Below are 18883 nucleotides of genomic sequence, written 5' to 3'. Positions count from 1 at the left end.
CTTCTTGGTAGGTGCTGATCAGGCGGTGGCGGCGGAGTGCCGCACCGCGCTGCTTCTCGGGACCACCAGCGGGGTGCCGGTCTCCGGGTCGGGGATGACCCGGCAGTCCACGTCGAACACGGACTTCACCAGCTCCGCGTCGAGGACGTCCGCCGGGGCTCCGGCGGCGGCGAGCCGGCCGTCCTTGAGGACCACCATGTGGTCCGCGTAGCGGGCGGCCTGTCCGAGGTCGTGCAGCACCATCACCACGGTGCGGCCCGCCTCGGCGTGCAGGGCGGCCACCAGGTCGAGCACGTCGAGCTGGTGCCGCAGATCGAGGAAGGTCGTGGGCTCGTCGAGCAGCAGCAGCTCGGTGTCCTGGGCCAACGCCAGGGCGATCCAGGCGCGTTGCCGCTGACCGCCGGAGAGCCGGTCCACCGGCTGGTCGCGCAGGGACGCGGTCCCGGTGCGCTCCAGGGCCTCGTCCACCGCCTGCTGATCGGCGGCCGACCAGGGGCTCAGCAGCCGCTGATGCGGATAGCGGCCCAGCCGTACGAGCGCCTCGACGGTGATCGCCTCGGGTGTGACCGGCTGCTGCGGCAGCAGACCCATGCGCAGCGCGAGGGACTTCGCGGGCATGCGGTGGATGTCGGAGCCGTCGAGGGTGACGGTGCCGGCGGTGGGGGCCAGCAGCCGGCTCAGTCCGCGCAACAGGGTCGATTTGCCACAGGCGTTGGGGCCGACGATCGCGGTGACGGCGCCGCCGGGGAGGGTGAGGTCGAGGCCGCCGACGACCAGCCGGTCGCCGTACCTGAGGTCGAGGCGCTGCGTCGAGAGCTGGTTGGCGGTGGTCATGCGCGGCTCCTGTACGGCGGTCTTGAGCGGGTCCTGGGCCGTCTTCCGTGCGCCGGTCATGCGTGGCTCCTCTTCACGGGCGAGCTCTGCCGGAACATCAGCACCAGCAGCCAGGGCGCGCCGAGCGTGGCGGTGACCGCGCCCACCGGCAGCCCTTCGATCGGCAGCAGGTGCTGCACCACCAGGTCGGAGGCGAGCAGCAGCACCGCCCCGGTGAGGCCGGCCAGCGCGAGCGAGACGGCGGTGGGCGGCCCGGTGACGAACCGCACGATGTGCGGCACCGCGAGCGCCACGAACGTCACCGGTCCGGCGAGCGCGGCGGCGAGCGAGGCCAGCACGACCGCGAGGACGAGCAGTTGGAGGCGTGCCGCGGAGGTGTTGAGGCCGAGGGCGCCCGCGGAGTCGTCCCCGAGGTCGAGCACGGCCAGTCGGCGATGCAGGACGAAGGCGGCGGCGAGCGCCAGGACCATGGCGCCGCCCGCTCCCCACACCTCCGTCCACGTGCGCCCGTACACCGAACCCGTGGTCCACTGCAGCGCCGATCCGGCCAGTTCGGCCGGGAAGCGCACGATCATCAGGTTCACGGCGGCGGCGAGCCCCGCCTGGACGGCGAGGCCGGTGAGCACCAGGCGGGTGACGGCGAGCCCGGATCCCCAGGCGAACACGCCCAGCAGCAGGGCCGCGAGGAGGCCTCCGCCGAGTGCTCCGAGCGGGATCAGCGTCTGGGAGGCCCCGGCGGCGATCAGGGCGACCGCGCCGAGCGAGGCCCCGCCGGTCACCCCCATGACGTCCGGGGAGGCCAGAGGGTTGCGGAACAGCCGTTGCAGCACGCAGCCCGCCACGCCGAGCCCGGCGCCGCCGACGATGGCCGCCATCGACCGGGGCGCCCGGAACTGCTGCACCACGAGGACGTCTCCCGTGTCACCGAACCCGGCCAGGGCACGCAGCGCCGTGGCGGTGGGGATCCGCATCTCACCGGTCGTCAGGGAGACGGTGAGCAGCACGGACAGCGCGACGAGACCGGAGGCGGCGAAGACGAGTACGCGCGCACCGGTCCTGGGCCGGTTCACCGGGTGGCCACCTTCCGGGCCAGCAGCGCCAGCAGCGGCGCGCCCAGGAACGCGGTCACGATGCCGACCTCCAGTTCCGAGGGGCGGATCACCATCCGGCCGAGCACGTCGGCGGCGAGCAGCAGCAGTGGACCGGCGATCAGACAGCCGGGCACCAGCAGTCGGTGGTCGCCGCCGAGCAGCGGACGGACGAGATGGGGCGCGGCGAGCCCGATGAAGGCGATCGGTCCGGCGACCGCGACCGCCGAACCGGCGAGCAGGACGACCGCGATGCCGCCGGCCAGCCGGATGCGGGTCACCGGGACACCGAGGGCCTGCGCCGAATCGTCGCCCAGGGCAAGGGCGTTGAGGGCGGGGGAGACGGCCAGCGCGATGACGATGCCGAGCAGCAATGTCGGCAGGACCGGCCACAGGGTGTCGAGGGGGCGTCCGGACAGGGAGCCGGCGAGCCAGAAGCGGGCCTCGTCGAGTGTGCGCTGGTTCAGCAGCATCACCGCGGACGTCCAGGACAGCAGCACGAGTTGGAGCACGGTGCCGCCGAGGGCGAGCCGTACGGGATCGATGTCACCGGCGCGGCGGGCCAGCGCCTGTGCGAGGACCGCGGCGGCCGCGGCTCCGGCGAACGCGAACCACACGTATTCGACGGGGTCGTTGAGCTTGAGTGCGTAGATCGCGACGACGACCGCGAAGCCCGCGCCCGCGTTGATGCCGAGGGTGGTGGGGGAGGCGAGCGGGTTGCGGGTGATGCCCTGGGCGACGGCCCCGGCGGCACCGAGCGCGGCACCGACCGCGAGGCCGATGACGGTGCGCGGGAGCCGCAGTCCGGTCACGACGAGGGCGTCGCGCCCGTGGGCGTGGCCGAACAGGGCGTCGGCCACGGTGGACAGGGGGACCGAGCGGGCGCCGAGGGCGAGGCTCAGGGCGGTGCAGAGGGTCAGGGCCGCGAGGCCGGTGAGGAAGAGCGGTATGTGCCTGAAGGCACGAAAGGACACACCTGTGGGGGGTGCGCCCCGATGGGTCGCAGTCACGAGGCGTGAGCTTAGGTGAGGCTTGCTTTAGTTTTCAACTGACTGTGTGATTCCTTTGAGGCGGCTTGACGTGCGGCTCCCTTGATCAAGGTAAGGTAAGGCTTGCCTATTGAGGCTCTCCCGAAACTCCCCGCACCTGGAGCACGTCGATGTCCCTGGCCCTCAAGACCACGCCGGACGGTGCCGTCTCCCGAGCCCTCGGTGACGTCTACCGACGGCTGGCCGGCATCTGCGAAGCGCTGGACGCGAGAGTTTCCGAGAGCGGTCGCGTGGGCGTGACGGCCGACCGGTTGGCGTCGGACCGGTCCGTGCTGGACGCGTTCGTCGAAGCAGAGGCGGCCCGCATCCGCGACCGCTACGGAGTCGCCGTACGCCCGGACGTCGCCGCCTCCCGCGCCCTGCACGACTACGCCTGGTCCGTCGGTGTGCTCATGGGTGGCACCTGGTACCTCGAACGGAGGGTGCCCCGCATCCGCCCCGAGGACCTGCGTATCGACCTCGCCTCAGGGACGTACGAGATCACCCCCGGGACCGAACTCGCCTGTCTGCCCGACGACCCCGTGGCCGCACTCCCCGGCGTGCTGACGCTCCCTCAGGAGGACCAGCTGCGCGCCCAGTTGCGTATGTCCCTCGCCGAGCACATGCGCCCCCTGCTCGCCGCCCTCGGCCCCGTCGCGCGCCGCCGGTCACGCGCCCTGTGGGGGATGGTCTCCGACGACCTCGTCTCCGCCCTCTGGTACCTGGGCCGGATGCTGGGCCAGGAGGGCGCCGCGATCAGGGCCGCCACCGAGGTGCTGCCGATCCCCGTGCCCCCGTATCCCAGCGGCGCCGACTTCCGCCATCTGGTGGGCGACGACGGCACCCGCCACGCCACGCGCACGCGCACCGGCTGCTGCATGTTCTACGCGATCCGCCCGGCCGAGGCCTGCTCCACATGCCCGCGCACCAGTGACGCGGAGAGGCTGCGGAGGCTGGAGACCGCATAGCCGTCCGGCCGCTCGCGGCGAGGGCTCAACGGGCCACGCGGTCGAGGGGTTGCGGCAGGTCGAAGGCCGTGTCCAGCCGACGTCCCGGTGACGTCGGTCATGGAGAACTCGCGGTCGTCGACCGCACTGTCCTGGTCGAACCGGGTGGGGGTGCCGAACCGGGCGTCGAGGAACCGCTCGTAGCCCCACTGCCCGCCGAATTGCCGCAACGCGTGGGAGTGTTGACAGCCCTGCTCCGCCGGCACGCCCCGTTCAGTCCGCCGTCGCCAGGAACTGCGTGGCCGCCAGCTCCGCGTACAGCGGGTCCGCGGCCACCAGTTCCCGATGTGTCCCCACCGCCCGCACCCGCCCCGCGTCCATGACCACGATGCGGTCGGCCATCGTCACCGTGGACAGCCGGTGGGCGACGACCAGCACGGTCGTCGTCCGGGCGACGTCGGCGACCGTGTCGCGCAGCGCGGCCTCGTTCACGGCGTCCAGCTGCGAGGTGGCCTCGTCGAGGAGGAGGAGACGGGGGCGGCGCAGCAGGGCGCGGGCGATGGCGACGCGTTGGCGTTCGCCGCCCGAGAGCCTGGTGCCGCGGTGACCGACGAGCGTGTCGACTCCGCCGGGCAGACGAGCCACCAGGCCGTCCAGGCGGGTGGTCTTCAGGACCCGTGCCAACGCCGCGTCGTCCGCGTCCGGGTTGCCCAGCAGCAGATTGTCGCGCAGCGAGCCCGACAGTACCGGGGCGTCCTGCTCGACATAGCCGATCGCCGAACGCAGTTGCGGCAACTCCCAGTCGGCGAGGTCGCGGCCGTCCAGCGTGATCGTCCCGGACTCCGGGTCGTAGAACCGCTCGATGAGGGAGAAGACGGTCGTCTTCCCTGCGCCGGAGGGGCCGACGAACGCCGTCATGCCCTGGGCGGGCACCGCGAAGGTCACCCCGTGGTGGACGTAGGGGAGGTCGTCGGCGTAGCGGAACCGTACGTCGGTGAAGCCGACGGCGGCGGGTTCCGCGCCGGCCGCGGGCAACGGGGCGGGCACACCGGCGGGTTCGGCGGGCAGCCGCAGGGCCTCCTGGATACGGGCGAGGGCCGCGGCGCCCGTCTGGTACTGGGTGATCGCGCCGACGACCTGCTGGATCGGCGACATCAGGTAGAAGACGTACAGCAGGAACGCGACCAGCGTGCCGACGTCGATCGACCCGGTCGCCACCCGTGCCCCGCCCACCGCGAGCACCGTGATGAAGGCGATCTGCATCGCCAGCCCCGCCGTGTTGCCCGCGGCCGCCGACCACTTGGCGGCCCGCACGCTCTGCCGCCACGACTCCTCGGCGGCCGCGTGCAGCGTACGTTCCTCCCGGTGCTCCGCGCCGGACGCCTTCACCGTGCGCAGCGCGCCGAGAATCCGCTCCAGCGAGGCCCCCATCACGCCGACCGCGTCCTGAGCCTGCCTGCTGGCCCTGTTGATGCGCGGCACGATCACACCGAGGATCGTGCCCGCGCCCGCGATCACGGCCAGGGTGACGGCCAGCAGCACCGGATCGACCAGCCCCATCATGACCACCGTCGCCACCAGCGTCAGCCCGCCGGTGCCGAGGCCGACGAGGGAGTCGGTGGTGACCTCGCGCAGCAGCGTGGTGTCCGAGGTGATGCGGGCCATCAGGTCGCCCGGTTCACTGCGGTCCACGGCCGTGATGCGCAGCCTCAGCAGATACGACGACAGCGAGCGCCGCGCACCGAGCACGACCGACTCGGCGGTGCGCCGCAGCACGTACGAACCCAGCGCACCCACCGCCGCGTTGGTCACCACCAGGCCGGACATGACGAGCAACGCGCCCGTGATGGTGCGGTCGTGGGAGAGGTCGTCGATCAACTCCCGTGCCACGAGTGGCAGCAGCAGCCCGGTGGCGCCCGTGACCAGCGAGAGCAGGGCTCCCGCCAGCAGGGCCCAGCGGTGGGGTCGGACGTATCCGAGGAGCAGCCGCCAGGTGGGCGGGGACGGCTCGGTCGCGGCGATGCTCACGGCGCTCCTTGCGGGTCGGGCGGAGCCTTCAGGCTACGTCCGACTCCTTGCGCAGGGCTCGCCAGTTCCGTGTCACGGAGAGGAGCAGGGGACGGCCGGCCCCGCGGGGCAGACAGGCGTCGAGCATGCCGGTCAGGACCTCGCCCGGGCCGATCTCGACGTAGGTGGTCGTGCCCTCGGCGTGCAGCCGGGCGACCGCGTCCGCGAAGCGGACGGGCCGGCGCAGGGCGCGTACCCAGTAGCCGGGTTCGGTGGCCGCCCTGGTGACCGGCTCGGCGGTAATGTCGGACAGCAGCGGGATACGGGGGACATGGAGCTCCATCGTGAGCAGGACGCGGTGGTAGTCGGCGAGGAGGGGCTCGAAGAGCGGGGAGTGGGGAGCCGCGTCCACGCGCAGCACATGGGTGCGGCGGCCGCGGGCCGACCACTGCGCGCACACCGCCGTCACCGCCCCGCGGTCCCCGGCCACGACGACGGACCGGGGACCGTTGACCGCCGCGACCACCGCGCCGGGCCCCAGGCGCAGCTCCTGCGGCCCCGCCTCCACCGCGGCCATGCATCCGCCCTCCGGCAGGGTCCGCATCAGCCGTGACAGCGTGCCGACCGCGCGACAGGCGTCGGCCAGCGAGAGCACTCCCGCCGCGTGGGCCGCCGCCATGTGCCCGGCCGAGTACCCGAACAGCACGTCGGGGCGCAGCCCCTGGCTCTCCAGCAGCCGGTACTGGGCGACCTGGAGCGCGAAGATCGCCGGAAAGCCGTACGCGACCCGGTCGAGCAGCGCCGCGGTGCGCGTCCCGGCCGGGGCGAACATCACGTCCCGCAGCGGCAGGTCCAGGTAGGGGGTGAGCAGGCCGCACACCTCGTCGAGGGTCTCGGCGAACACCGGTGACGTGGCGTGGAGTTCGCGCCCCATCCGCGGCTGCTGCGAGCCGGCCGCCGAGAACAGGAACGCGGTCCGACCTCGCGGCACCCGCACGGGGGTGTCGGCCATCGGCGGGTCCGCCAGCCGCGCGAGCACCTCCTCGGCCGACCGGCACACCACGATCCGCTCCAGATCCCCCGGATGCAGGAAACCCTCGTCCCCGGCGTGCTCCAGGAACGACAGCAGCGGACGGTAGAAACCGGACGGATCGAGCAGGAGGCACGGTTTGCGGTGCAGGCCCAACTGGGCCCAGGACAACGCCTCAAGAAGCTCCTCCGCCGTGCCCAGACCGCCCGGCAGCGCCACGAACGCGTCGCCCGACTCGGCCATCCGCGCCTTGCGTTCGTGGAGGTCCGCGACCACTTCCAGTTCGGTGAGCCCTGTGTGGGTGATCTCGTACGGCAGCATCGCGCGCGGGACGACCCCGGTCACCGAGCCGCCCGCGCCCAGCGCCCCGTCCGCGACGGCGCCCATCAGACCGGTGCGGGCGCCGCCGTAGACCAGTCGTATCCCGGCCTTGCCCAGGGCGCGGCCCAGATCGGCAGCGGCGTGCAGAGGAGCGGAGCGGTGTCCGGCGGACGCACCGCAGAAGACGGTCACGGCGCTCACGCCCACAGCCCGTACCCCATGGTCAGGATGTGCCGCGGGTCGTACTGCTCCTTGACACGGGCGAAGCCCGCCCAGTCGGGACCGAAATGGACCCGCCAGTCCTCGGGTGTCATCGGCAGCGCGCTGACGGGATGGAGGACCCCGCCCACGGCCCTGGCCCGCTCGTACAGACCGCGATTGGCGGCGACCATGCGCTGTACGGTGCCCGGATCGGTGGGCGGCGCGGTGCGCATCAGCGAGAGCAGGCACAGGAGTTCGCCGGGCGGCCTGCGCAGCAGCGGCGCGCGGAACACGCTCCCGCAGAGCGGACGCAGCTGCACCACGCCGCAGCACCTGAGGTCCTGTTGGCCGGCCTCGGCCAGCACCGCCGGGACGAAGGCCGAGGCGGCTGCCTCCGGGAGCAGCAGCGTGAGCCAGGGATGCGGCCGGTCCCACTCGCCCGTGGCACGCAGCAGCCGCTCGTCGCGGTCCAGGCGGTGCAGGTACCCGGCGTACGACAGATCCTCGATCTCCTCGGTGTCCCGGTCGTGGTCCAGGTCACCGATCAACAGGTCGTCTCCGGTCAGCAGGTCGTCTCGGGTCAACAGGCCGTCGGTGCGGGGGAGTCCACCGTCGTACGGAGTCACCGCCTCGATCATGTACCGCCAGATGCCGCCGAGCGCCGGGCGGGCCTGTCCCGCGACATGACTGAACCGGCCGTCGCGGGCCAGCCTGCGCTGGTCCGTGAAGAAGCCGGCTGGATCCTCGTGATAGAGGCGGTAGCGGCGGACGCGTACCGGCGCGGGCACCAGCCGGAGGGTGGCCCGCACGATCAGGGCGCACTGGCCGAGTCCCGCCAGGACCGCGCCGAACAGGTCCGGATGCCGCTCGGGCGAACAGACCAGCCGTTCGCCGGCGCCGGTGACCACCTCCAGTTCCCGCACCCAGTCGGCGACCAGCCCGCGACGGTGGCTCGACCCGCCGAACCCGCCGGTGCTCAGCACCCCGCCGACGCTGGCGCCCAGATGGTCGGGGAGCACCGGCGGCGCCAGCCCCTCGGCGAGCGCGGCCCGCACGACCTCGCCCCAGGTCGCGCCCGCCCCGGCGACCAGCGTCCGGTCGCCCGGCACGCAGCGCACCTCGTCGAGCCCGCCCATGTCGACGACGTATCCGCCGTGCGCCTGGCCCTGCCCGTACGGGGCGTGTCCGCAACCACGGGCGGTGACGGGCAACCCCCGCGCACCGGCGAAGGAGACGATTTCCCGGACCGTGCCACCGGAACGCGGCCGCACGACTCCGAGCGGGCGGGATTCGACGATGTGGCCGAAATCGTGCGAGGCGAGTGCCATGTCCTCGCGGATCGCATTCACGCCGCACTCTCCAGGAGGTCGCCGTCGAAATCGTCGAATCCCCAGCTCGCTATTCGACTGTCGAAAATTTCGGAGAACACGCGGTGCTGGAGAAAGCCGTGTTCGGCATGGCGTTCGGCTATCAGCGTGGCCATCCGATCCAGTACGTGTTCCGAAAGTGGTTGCCGGTCGACGGACTCCACATCCAGCGCGTACTTGGCGCAGCATTCGAGGACGGCCTCGAAGCCGTTGACGGAGGCCGCGAACAGCCGCTGCCGCGGCTCGCGCCACAGCGCGGCCAGTTCTTCGAGGAGGCTGTGCCCCGAAGCCCGCGGGGCGAGCATCTCGCGTGCCCTGCGGGCGAGCGCGGCGACGTACTCGTCCCGGCCGGGCGGGGACAGAAGGCGGACCGACAGCCGCCAGGGCAGCTCGGCCCGCCGGGCGGCCAGCTCCCGCAGCAGGGAGATCGAGCCACCCTCGACGATCACCGACCGGTGCCGGGCGCCGAGCCGTTCCACCAGCGCGACCAGGGTGTCCGTCGCCTCCGTCGCGCACAGGTCGCCGTCGGCGAAGGTGCGGTCCCCGAGCCAGTACCGGCTCACATCCGGCACCTCGGCACCGGCGCGGGCGCTCGTGGTGGTGAGATCGGTGAAGCACTGGAGACGATCGGCGACCACGATCGGGACACTGGTCGCCCGGGCCAGCCGCGTGGCTGCCGCGCTCTTGCCGACACCGGTCGGTCCGGCGATGAGATGGACCGACGGACCGGTCGCCGGACGTGTGTCGCTCTGGGCCATGGCGGGATGTCCCCTTCCGCTTCATCCGACAGGGAGAGACGACCATCAAGGTAAACGCGGCGGTCCATCATCAAGAACCAGGCGGACACCTGGACCGGGCAAAGAGACGTCCACATTTCTGTGAGCCTGTTAAAGGTGTTGAATTACGGGGGTGGGCGACTCGGGTGCGGGGAATCCAGGGCGATATGAGTGACCGTCGAGCTCGTTTCCTAACGAATTCTTGACGCGTCGAAAGAATGTCCTCACCAGGAGGTCGTCCCATGCACTCCGACATGCTGATCGCCGCCGCCGAATCCCTTCCGGACTCCACGACGAGCGGCACCGTCCTCGTCGGCTACGGAGCGGTGGAGGAACTGACCAGATTCGCCGCCACTCCGGGCTGGACCGTGCATGTCCCCGGCCACCCCGCCGAAGTGCGCCGCGCCGTGCTGGCCGCGGTGGCGGCCGGCGAACGGGCGTACGTCCATGTCTGTGCCGACTCCAATGCTGAGCCGCGCGGAGCGACGGAAGGGTTCGAACTCGTCCGGGAAGGCCTCGACGGCGTGGTCCTCGCGGTCGGCTCCACCCTCGACCCGGTGCTGCGCGCCACCGCGGGCCTCGACCTGACGGTCCTCTACGCGACCACCGTCCGGCCCTTCGACGAGATCGGCCTGCGCACGGCCGCCCTCGCCGCCGACCGGGCGGACCTGGTGCTGGTCGAGCCCGGCCTTCCGGGGACCTCGGCCCGGCAGGTCGCCGGGACACTGGTCCATGTGCCGCACCGGCTGCTGGCCCTGGGCGGCGCGGACACCCGGGACGAGGAGGCGCTGGGCCGGGTCGTCCGGGGCTTCCTGCGCTGACGGATCCGCTCCCGTGCCGCTACTGATCAGTTGCACGTAGGGTCGAGGGGACGGACACCGGCGGAAGGAAAGGTTCACCACCATGGCGCAGGAAGTTCGCGGCGTGATCGCACCGGGCAAGGACGAGCCGGTCCGGGTGGAGACGATCCTGGTGCCCGACCCCGGCCCGGGGGAAGCGGTCGTACAGGTGCAGGCCTGCGGGGTGTGTCATACCGACCTGCACTACAAGCAGGGCGGGATCTCGGACGACTTCCCGTTCCTGCTCGGTCATGAGGCGGCGGGTGTCGTGGAGGCGGTCGGCGAGGGCGTCACCGATGTCGCTCCCGGTGACTTCGTCATCCTCAACTGGCGTGCCGTGTGCGGGAATTGCCGGGCCTGTCTGCGGGGGCGCCCGTGGTACTGCTTCAACACCCACAACGCCTCGCAGAAGATGACGCTCGCCGCGACCGGACAGGAGCTCTCGCCCGCGCTGGGAATCGGGGCGTTCGCGGAGAAGACGCTGGTCGCGGCCGGACAGTGCACCAAGGTGGACCCGAGCGTGGCGCCGCAGGTGGCCGGGCTGCTGGGGTGCGGGGTCATGGCCGGGATCGGCGCCGCCATCAACACCGGCAATGTGGGCCGGGGGGACACCGTCGCGGTGATCGGCTGCGGTGGCGTGGGAGACGCGGCGATCGCCGGTTCCCGGCTGGCGGGTGCGGCGCGGATCATCGCCGTCGACATCGACGACCGCAAGCTGGACACGGCGCGCTCGATGGGCGCCACCCACACCGTGAACTCCAAGAACTCCGACCCGGTCGAGGCGATCCGTGAGCTGACCGGCGGCTTCGGCGCCGACGTCGTCATCGAGGCGGTCGGCCGCCCCGAGACGTACCAGCAGGCCTTCTACGCCCGCGACCTCGCCGGCACCGTCGTCCTGGTGGGTGTGCCCACCCCGGAGATGAAGCTGGAGCTGCCACTGCTGGACGTCTTCGGCCGCGGCGGTTCGCTGAAGTCCTCCTGGTACGGCGACTGCCTGCCCTCCCGCGACTTCCCGATGCTGATCGACCTCCACCTCCAAGGCCGCCTGGACCTCGGGGCGTTCGTGACCGAGACGATCCGGCTCGACGAGGTCGAGAAGGCCTTCGAGCGGATGCACGGCGGCGACGTCCTGCGCTCGGTGGTGGTGTTCTGATGACCGCCCGCATCGAACGCCTCGTGACGTCCGGACAGTTCAGCCTCGACGGCGGTACCTGGGACGTCGACAACAACGTGTGGATCGTCGGCGACGACCACGAGGTGATCGTCATCGACGCCGCGCACGACGCCGAGGCGATCGCCGCCGCCGTGGGGCAGCGCCGGGTGACCGCCATCGTGTGCACACACGCGCACAACGACCACATCGACGCCGCGCCCGCCCTGGCCGACCTCACTGGTGCCACCATCTGGCTGCACCCCGACGACCTGCCGCTGTGGAAGCAGACCCACCCCGACCGCGAGCCCGACGCCCACCTCCAGGACGGCCAGGTGATCGAGGCGGCCGGCGCCGACCTGCGGGTGCTGCACACCCCGGGCCACGCCCCCGGCGCGGTCTGCCTCCACGACCCCGGCCTGGCGACGGTCTTCACCGGCGACACCCTCTTCCAGGGCGGCCCCGGCGCCACCGGCCGCTCCTTCTCGCACTTCCCCACGATCGTCGACTCGATCCGCGACCGGCTGCTCACCCTGCCGCCGGAGACGAAGGTCCTCACCGGCCACGGTGACGCCACGACCATCGGCGCGGAGGCCCCGCATCTGGAGGAGTGGATCGCGCGCGGCCACTGACGAGCGCGTGGCGCCGCACCTCGCCGTGCAGCCGCGCGGTCGGGTGACGCCGGAGAGGATCCCGGTGACCCGGCGAAAAAGGTGACAGAAGATGTCCGGCTTACCCGGCACCGTGGAATCGACGACGACAACACGGGAGGCCGGACATGTCACAGCCGCTGAAGGGCAGGGTCGCACTGGTCGCCGGAGCGACCCGAGGAGCCGGGCGAGGCATCGCCGTGGAACTCGGGGCGGCCGGCGCCACCGTCTATGTGACGGGGCGCAGCACGCGGGACCGGCGCTCGGAGTACGACCGCCCCGAGACCATCGAGGACACCGCCGACCTGGTGAGCGAGGCCGGCGGTACGGGCATCGCCGTACCTGCGGACCACCTCGACCCGGCGCAGGTCCGCACCCTCGTCGACCGGATCGCGGACGCCGAGGGCCGTCTCGACGTGCTCGTCAACAACATCTGGGGCGGCGAGAAACTCTTCGAGTGGGAGAGCCCCGTCTGGGAGCACGACCTCGACAACGGGCTCAGGCTGCTGCGCCTCGCGGTCGAGACCCACGCGATCACCAGCCACCACGCCCTGCCGCTGCTGCTGCGCAACCCCGGGGGACTGGTCGTCGAGATGACGGACGGCACCGCCGAGTACAACGGCGCGACCTACCGCAACTCCTTCTTCTACGACCTCGCCAAGACGTCCGTCCTGCGGATGGGCTTCTCCCTCGGCCACGAACTCGGTCCGCGCGGAGCCACCGCCGTCGCGCTGACCCCGGGCTGGCTCCGGTCGGAGATGATGCTGGAGCACTTCGGGGTGGGCGAGGACAACTGGCGCGACGCCCTCGACCGCGTCCCCCACTTCGCCATCTCGGAGACCCCGCGCTATGTGGGCCGCGCCGTCGCCGCCCTCGCCGCCGACCCCGACGTGGCCCGCTTCAACGGCCAGTCCCTCTCCAGCGGCGGCCTCGCCCGGACCTACGGCTTCACCGACCTCGACGGCAGCCGCCCGGACGCCTGGCGCTATGTCGTCGAGGTCCAGGACGCGGGCAAGCCGGCGGACACCACCGGCTACCGCTGACATCAGGGCTGCCGGACCGACGGCAGCTGCCATCGCGCCGAGTGGCCCGGTGGCAGCGCCAGGTCGTCGCGTACGGCCGTGTAGTAGTCGGCGCGACCGGCACGCTGCCGCTCCATCAACGCCTGCCATGCCTCGGGATCCCGCGTCTCGTCGCGCAGGAACTGCTCCATCTCGATCACCACCGAGACCCAGACCCGTGCCTTCTCCACCGCCTCCGGGCTCCCCAGCATGAGCAGCGATTCCCAGGTCGGGTCCTGGGCGAGTGTGGCCTCGGCAAGCTGGGGAGCGGCCTCCTCGGGGGAGAGGGGATGCGGATGCGGGTCGTTGCCGAAGTGGGACGCTATCCGGTACGTCAGGGTGACCCTCCGCTTCAGCGTGCGCGCGTAGTCGGAGTACACCGCGAGCCGCCGCTCCTCCCAGCGGGCCGTCTGCTCACGGCGGAAGCGGGCACCGTCGCTGCGGACGACCGCCATGTAGGAGCCGAGCGCCCCGATCACGACGCCGATGAGCGCGGGCAGTTGCTGTATGAACGCGGACATGGGCGCACGGTATCTGCCCGGTTGATCGACAGGGCGCTACGGTGCGATCCCATGACGGACACAACACGCTTCGAGGGATACGGGGTTCTCATCACCGGCGCGGCGCGCGGCATCGGCGCCGCGACCGCGCGGCGGTTCGCGGAGGAGGGCGCGCGGGTGCTGGTGACCGACATCGACGTGCCCGCGGCCGAGCAGACCGCGGCGACCCTGCGCGAACAGGGCCTGGTGGCCCGGGCGTTCGGGTGCGACGTGGGGGACCGGGCCGACGTGGAGGCGGCCGTCGGTCATGCCGTCGGGGCCTTCGGCTCGCTGGACGTCCTGGTCAACAACGCCTGCCACTGCACCCCGGACGCCCCCCTCTTCGAGGACGAACCGGACGACGAGTGGACCCGCGACCTCGACATCACCCTCACCGGCGCCTACCGCTGCTGCCGGGCGGCCCTCCCGCACCTGGCCGCCTCCGGTCGCGGCGCGATCGTCAACGTCGGCTCCGTCAACGGCCTGACCGACTTCGGCAACCACGCCTACAGCGCCGCCAAGGCAGGCCTCGGCTCCCTGACCCGCACCCTCGCCGGACACGCCGCCCCCCGTGGCGTCCGCGTCAACCTCGTCGCCCCCGGCACCGTCCGCACCACCGCATGGGAGGGCCGCGAGGGAGACCTGGCAAGAGCGCGCGAGCTGTATCCCCTGGGGCGCGTCGGTGAACCCGAGGACATCGCCGCCGCCATCCTCTTCCTCGCCTCCCGCGACGCGTCCTGGATCACCGGAGCCACCCTGCCCGTCGACGGCGGGATCACCGCGGTCGACTCCGGCTTCCGCCAACTGCGTAGGAACGCTTAACACTAGCTGTAGATCTTTTCACTTGTCCTTCCTAGACGGTGTCGGGCAGCGTTCTCGTGTGCCCGACACCCAGCCCGACACCCTGCCTCACTCCCCTTGGCGTACCGCCGACTTCCGCGTCCTGTTCGCCGCGAGCACCCTCAGTCAGCTCGGAACGAACGTCAGCTACGTCGCCGTCCCCCTGCTCGCCGTCACCGCGCTGGACGCCGGACCCGGACAGGTCGGTGCGCTGGCCACCCTCAGCACGCTGGCGTTCCTGCTCCTCGGGCTGCCCGCCGGGGCCTGGGTGGACCGGATGCGGCACCGCCGGGTGCTGATCGTGGCGGACCTGGCCCGCGCGGTCCTGTACGCCTCCGTCCCGCTCGCCTGGTGGACGGACACCCTCACCCTCGGCCAGCTGTACGCCGTCGTCCTGCTGAACGGCGCCGCGACCGTCTTCTTCGACGTCGCCTCCCAGAGCACCCTGCCAAGCCTGGTCGGCCGCGACGCCCTCGTACCCGCCAACGCCGCCCTGGTCGGCCTGCAGGCGGTGGGCAATGTCGCGGGCCGCGGCGCCGGCGGTGCCCTGGTCCAGTTCCTCACCGCTCCGGTGGCCGTCGTGTGCGCCGCGCTCACCTATCTGGCCTCCGCCCTCCAACTCACCATGATCCGGGGCGAGGAGAGCCGCCGAAGCCGGAACCGCAAGACCACGCTGAAGGCGGAGATCGCCGAAGGCCTCCGACACGTCTTCCGCAACCCGGAACTGCGCGCCCTCGCCCTCACCGCCGCCCTCATCAACCTCGGCATGCAGGTCGTGAACACCATGCTCCCCCTCCTGTTCGTCCGCGAACTCGACCTCCCCGCGAGCGCGTTGGGCCTCTTCTGGGCTGCGGGCGGACTGGGCCTGCTGCTCGGCGCCCGCTGCGCCCGCCCCCTCGCCGCACGCCTGGGCCACGGCCGCACGCTCGGAGTGGTCGGCGCGATCCTGGCGCCCGCCGCCCTGCTCGTGCCGCTCATCGACCGCGGCCCGTGGCTGTGGATCGCCGGCCTGGGATGGACCCTGGTCCTGTTCAAGACCGGCACGGACAACGTCCTCGGCGTCAGTCTGCGCCAGCGGATGACGTCGGACGAACTCCTCGGCCGTATGAACGCCACCTACCGCTTCGTCCTGACCGGAGCGCTCGCGATCGGCGCCGCCGTGTCGGGCGTGCTCGGCGAACTCGTCGGCGTACGCGTCACGTTGTGGGTGGGAGGGGCGCTGATGACGGCGGCCTTCCTGCCGGTCTTCCTCTCCCCGGTCCGCACCCGGCGTGAACTCCCGCGGCACACCCCGGTCACAGCGCCCGCGCCACAGCCCCGCTGATCCGGTCCACGTCCGCCGCGGACGTACGCCAGTTGCTGAACGCGGCCCGCAGCCCGGGAGTCCCGTCGTACACGGTCGGTGTCACGAACGCCTCGCCGGTGGCCGCCACGGCCCGCGCCAGCGCGTCGACCCGCTCCTGCGTCGGATCGTCGGCCAGGGTGAAGCAGACGACGTTCAGCCGGACCGGGGCGAGCAGGCGGAGCCCGTGCGTCGCGGCGACGCGCTCGCCGAGTTCCCGGGCCAGTGCCACGTTCCGCTCGACGATCTCGCGATGCCCGTCACGTCCGTACGCCATGAGCGAGAACCACGCCGGAAGGGCCCGCAGCCGCCGGGAGTTCTCGGGCGTGAGATGCACGAAGTCGGGCTCGCCGACCGGGAGTCCGAGGTACGGCGACGCGTTGTGGAAGACCGCCACCTGAAGATCCCGGCGGCGGGTGAACTGGACGGCCGCGTCATAGGGCACGTTGAGCCACTTGTGCAGGTCGACACAGACCGAGTCGGCGGCGTCGAGACCCTCCACGAGACCGGCGTACGACGGGGAGAGCGCGGCGAAGCCGCCGAACGCGGCGTCCACGTGCAGCCAGAAGTCGTGCCGTTCCCGGAGCGCGGCGATGGCCCGCAGATCGTCGAAGTCGACGGTGTTCACGGTGCCGGCGTTGGCCACCACGATCGCGGGGCGGCCGTCCAGCGCGGACAGCGCGGAGTCCAGCGCGGCGACGTCGACGGCCTCCCGGTTGCCGGACAGCACCGGCACGGACCGCAGCCGGTCGCGGCCGATGCCGAGCACGGACAGGGCCTTGCCGATGCTGGAGTGCGGGCTGCCGGACAGCACGTGGACCGGGCCGAGAGCGGCCGCCCCGTCGCGCGACACGGACACGCCGAGCCGCTCGCCCAGCCACTCGCGGGCGATGGCGAGCCCGACGGTGTTGGACGCGGTCGCCCCCGTGACGAACGCCCCGCTGTGCGCCTCGCCCAGTCCGAACAGCGCGCGCAGCCAGCTCACCGTCTCCCGTTCCAGGGCGGTCGCCCAGGACCCCGCCGCCCCCGAGCCGTTCTGGTCGTACACGCCGGTCAGCCAGTCCCCGGCGAGAGAGGCGGGCGTCGCGCCGCCCGTGACGAAGCCGAGGTAGCGCGGCCCCGCCGAGCCCGAGAAGCCGGGCGCCCACCGCTCGGCGAACCGCGCGAGAGCACCCTGCGCCCCGGCGCCCCCGGCCGGCAGGGCCTCGCGGTCGGGCGCCTTGCCGAGGTGGACGACCGGCCGCTCGGGCAGACCGGCCAGCTCACGGGCGGCGAGGTCGCGGGCGGACTGGAGGAGTTCGGGGAGCCGGGAGAGGTCGTCGGCGAGAGTTCGGTGCATGAGGGGCAGCGTAGGAGGGCGCGGCCGTCCACGGCCTGGTCCACTTGGGGCAAACTGGACCGATGACCACGGGATTCGCCGCCGCCCTCGGCACCTGGCGCGACCGGCGAGGCCCACTGGCCCGGACGCTGGCGGCGGCCGTACGCGAGGCGGTCGTCGACGGGCGGCTGCCCGCCGGGACCAGACTGCCGTCCGAGCGGGAACTCGCCCGCGTCCTCGACATCAGCCGCGGCACGGTGGTCGCCGCCCTCGCCCTGCTGCGGGACGACGGCTGGCTGCACACCCGGCACGGCAGCGGCAGCCTCGTCCGCCTCCCCGCCCGCCTCACCGAACGCACCACGCCCTGGTCCCTGGACCGCGGCGGAGCGGGCGACGCGGACCTCGACCTCACCCTCGCCCTCACCGCCGCACCCCACGAGGCCTATCTCGCCGCCCTCGCCCGGGCCGCCGAACGCAGCGCGGCCCTCCTCGTCGACTCCGGCATCGCCACCGCCGGGCTGCCGCGCCTGCGGGAACTCCTGGCCGACCGCTACACCCGCGAGGGCCTCGCCACCCGCCCCGAACAGATCCTCGTCACCTCCGGTGCCCAGGCCGCCCTCACCCTGCTCCTCGACCACCTCCACACCGACCGCCGACGCCCCGTCGCGGTGGAGAGCCCGTCCTACCCGGGCGCCCTGGCGGTCCTGCGCGCCCGCAAGGCCCGCCTCCTCCCCGTCCCCGTGACCTCGGACGCCGGCTGGGACATCGCCCACCTCGCGACCGCCCTACGCACCCGCGACCCCCGGCTCGCCTATCTGATCCCCGACTTCCAGAACCCCACCGGCGCCCACATGGACGCCGCGACCCGCGCCGGGATCGCCGGCCTCCCGCTCACGGTCATCGCCGACGAGACCATGCGCGACCTCGACCTGAGAACCGAGCCCGGCACCGAACCGCATCTGGCGGGACCCCGGGTGATCCAGATCGGCTCGGCGAGCAAGACCGTGTGGAGCGGGCTGCGGGTCGGCTGGATCCGCGCCACCGCCGATCTCGTACGACAGCTGTGCCGGAGCCCCCTCCAGGCACAGCTGTCGCCACCGCCCCTGGAACAGCTCATCGCCACGGAACTGCTCGGCGACGGACTGGACGAGATGCTCGCCGACCGCCGGGCCAGGCTGCGCGCCCAGCGCGACCACCTCGCCGCACTTCTCGACGGCACGGGATGGACGTACACGCTCCCGCAGGGCGGTCTGTCGCTGTGGCCGCACCTCGGCCCGACCGCGTCGGCGACGGACCTCGCGGCCCGGGCCGCCCGGCTGGGCCTCGCGGTGACACCCGGCCCGCACTTCGCCGCCGACCGCACCACGCTCACCCACCACCTGCGCCTGCCGTTCACGGCGACGCCGGACGTCCTCAGCCGCGCGGTCCACCTGCTGCGCCGCTGTGCCTAGCGGGAAGTTCACCGTTTCGTCACAGCCTGAGCCGGCGTACAACCGCCGCCCCCGCGCACCTGTCTAGCAGGCAGATCACAGGACATCACAGCCC

The 18883-nt window shown here is 72.5% G+C and carries 17 protein-coding genes; 8 read left to right on the top strand and 9 right to left on the bottom strand.

Annotation, left to right across the window (positions count from 1 at the left end; translation table 11 throughout):
* Positions 1-18: 18 nt before the first annotated feature.
* Genes ACIOHP_RS35660 through ACIOHP_RS35650 form a run of 3 tightly spaced genes read right to left on the bottom strand, consistent with a single transcriptional unit; the run spans position 19 to position 2896 of the window.
* Positions 19-834 (bottom strand): ABC transporter ATP-binding protein, encoded by an 816-nt coding sequence (locus tag ACIOHP_RS35660; RefSeq protein ID WP_401893902.1) that lies wholly within the window; start codon positions 832-834, stop codon positions 19-21.
* Positions 835-890: 56 nt separating this feature from the next.
* Positions 891-1904 (bottom strand): FecCD family ABC transporter permease, encoded by a 1014-nt coding sequence (locus ACIOHP_RS35655; protein ID WP_401893864.1) that lies wholly within the window; start codon positions 1902-1904, stop codon positions 891-893.
* Positions 1901-2896 carry a FecCD family ABC transporter permease gene (locus tag ACIOHP_RS35650; RefSeq protein WP_401893862.1) on the bottom strand — a complete coding sequence of 332 codons (996 nt, stop codon included), beginning with the start codon at positions 2894-2896 and terminating at the stop codon, positions 1901-1903. Before ACIOHP_RS35650 ends, ACIOHP_RS35655 begins: the two co-directional genes overlap by 4 nt.
* A 185-nt stretch (positions 2897-3081) precedes the next feature.
* Here ACIOHP_RS35650 and ACIOHP_RS35645 point away from each other — a divergent pair, with 185 nt between their 5' ends.
* Positions 3082-3918, top strand: a complete 837-nt coding sequence (locus ACIOHP_RS35645; protein WP_401893861.1) for a (2Fe-2S)-binding protein — start codon at positions 3082-3084, stop codon at positions 3916-3918.
* Between the two features lie 252 nt (positions 3919-4170).
* Here ACIOHP_RS35645 and ACIOHP_RS35640 read toward each other — a convergent pair whose 3' ends face one another.
* From ACIOHP_RS35640 to ACIOHP_RS35625, 4 genes are read right to left on the bottom strand one after another with little or no spacing between them, the layout of a single operon-like run.
* The gene (locus ACIOHP_RS35640; protein ID WP_401893860.1) at positions 4171-5925 is read right to left on the bottom strand and encodes an ABC transporter ATP-binding protein; all 1755 of its coding nucleotides are present in this window, start codon (positions 5923-5925) and stop codon (positions 4171-4173) included.
* 28 nt (positions 5926-5953) lie between these two features.
* Positions 5954-7456: a TIGR00730 family Rossman fold protein gene (locus ACIOHP_RS35635; RefSeq protein ID WP_401893859.1), complete on the bottom strand. Its 1503-nt coding sequence runs from the start codon at positions 7454-7456 to the stop codon at positions 5954-5956.
* Entirely contained in the window at positions 7453-8805 is a 1353-nt protein-coding gene (locus ACIOHP_RS35630) for an FAD-binding protein (protein ID WP_401893858.1), read from the bottom strand. The genes ACIOHP_RS35635 and ACIOHP_RS35630 overlap by 4 nt, the downstream gene beginning before the upstream one ends.
* Positions 8802-9581, bottom strand: a complete 780-nt coding sequence (locus ACIOHP_RS35625; protein WP_401893856.1) for an isopentenyl transferase family protein — start codon at positions 9579-9581, stop codon at positions 8802-8804. The genes ACIOHP_RS35630 and ACIOHP_RS35625 overlap by 4 nt, the downstream gene beginning before the upstream one ends.
* A gap of 260 nt (positions 9582-9841) precedes the next feature.
* Between ACIOHP_RS35625 and ACIOHP_RS35620 the strand changes: the two genes are divergently transcribed.
* The 4 genes from ACIOHP_RS35620 (at position 9842) to ACIOHP_RS35605 (ending at position 13281) form a co-directional block, all read left to right on the top strand.
* Positions 9842-10420, top strand: a complete 579-nt coding sequence (locus ACIOHP_RS35620) for a transketolase (protein ID WP_401893854.1) — start codon at positions 9842-9844, stop codon at positions 10418-10420.
* A gap of 82 nt (positions 10421-10502) precedes the next feature.
* Positions 10503-11591: an S-(hydroxymethyl)mycothiol dehydrogenase gene (locus ACIOHP_RS35615; protein ID WP_401893852.1), complete on the top strand. Its 1089-nt coding sequence runs from the start codon at positions 10503-10505 to the stop codon at positions 11589-11591.
* Entirely contained in the window at positions 11591-12220 is a 630-nt protein-coding gene (locus ACIOHP_RS35610) for an MBL fold metallo-hydrolase (RefSeq protein ID WP_401893851.1), read from the top strand. The genes ACIOHP_RS35615 and ACIOHP_RS35610 overlap by 1 nt, the downstream gene beginning before the upstream one ends.
* Before the next feature lie 146 nt (positions 12221-12366).
* Entirely contained in the window at positions 12367-13281 is a 915-nt protein-coding gene (locus ACIOHP_RS35605; RefSeq protein ID WP_401893850.1) for an SDR family oxidoreductase, read from the top strand.
* Between the two features lie 2 nt (positions 13282-13283).
* On the opposite strand, the gene ACIOHP_RS35600 is transcribed toward ACIOHP_RS35605, so the two are convergent.
* Positions 13284-13820: a hypothetical protein gene (locus ACIOHP_RS35600; protein WP_401893848.1), complete on the bottom strand. Its 537-nt coding sequence runs from the start codon at positions 13818-13820 to the stop codon at positions 13284-13286.
* Between the two features lie 51 nt (positions 13821-13871).
* Here ACIOHP_RS35600 and ACIOHP_RS35595 point away from each other — a divergent pair, with 51 nt between their 5' ends.
* The gene (locus ACIOHP_RS35595; protein ID WP_401893847.1) at positions 13872-14660 is read left to right on the top strand and encodes an SDR family NAD(P)-dependent oxidoreductase; all 789 of its coding nucleotides are present in this window, start codon (positions 13872-13874) and stop codon (positions 14658-14660) included.
* Positions 14661-14718: 58 nt separating this feature from the next.
* Positions 14719-16002 (top strand): MFS transporter, encoded by a 1284-nt coding sequence (locus ACIOHP_RS35590; RefSeq protein WP_401893845.1) that lies wholly within the window; start codon positions 14719-14721, stop codon positions 16000-16002.
* On the opposite strand, the gene ACIOHP_RS35585 is transcribed toward ACIOHP_RS35590, so the two are convergent.
* Positions 15974-17359: a pyridoxal phosphate-dependent decarboxylase family protein gene (locus ACIOHP_RS35585; protein ID WP_401893843.1), complete on the bottom strand. Its 1386-nt coding sequence runs from the start codon at positions 17357-17359 to the stop codon at positions 15974-15976. The two genes, ACIOHP_RS35590 and ACIOHP_RS35585, sit on opposite strands and share 29 nt — an antisense overlap.
* A 62-nt stretch (positions 17360-17421) precedes the next feature.
* Here ACIOHP_RS35585 and ACIOHP_RS35580 point away from each other — a divergent pair, with 62 nt between their 5' ends.
* The gene (locus ACIOHP_RS35580) at positions 17422-18789 is read left to right on the top strand and encodes a PLP-dependent aminotransferase family protein (protein ID WP_401893841.1); all 1368 of its coding nucleotides are present in this window, start codon (positions 17422-17424) and stop codon (positions 18787-18789) included.
* The last annotated feature ends 94 nt before the right edge of the window (positions 18790-18883 follow it).

The sequence above is a fragment of the Streptomyces sp. NPDC087859 genome (assembly GCF_044742595.1).
Classification (GTDB): Bacteria; Actinomycetota; Actinomycetes; order Streptomycetales; family Streptomycetaceae; genus Streptomyces; species Streptomyces canus_F.
The sequence above is the reverse complement of the archived record's forward strand: the minus strand, read 5'-3'. Positions and strand labels throughout refer to the sequence as shown.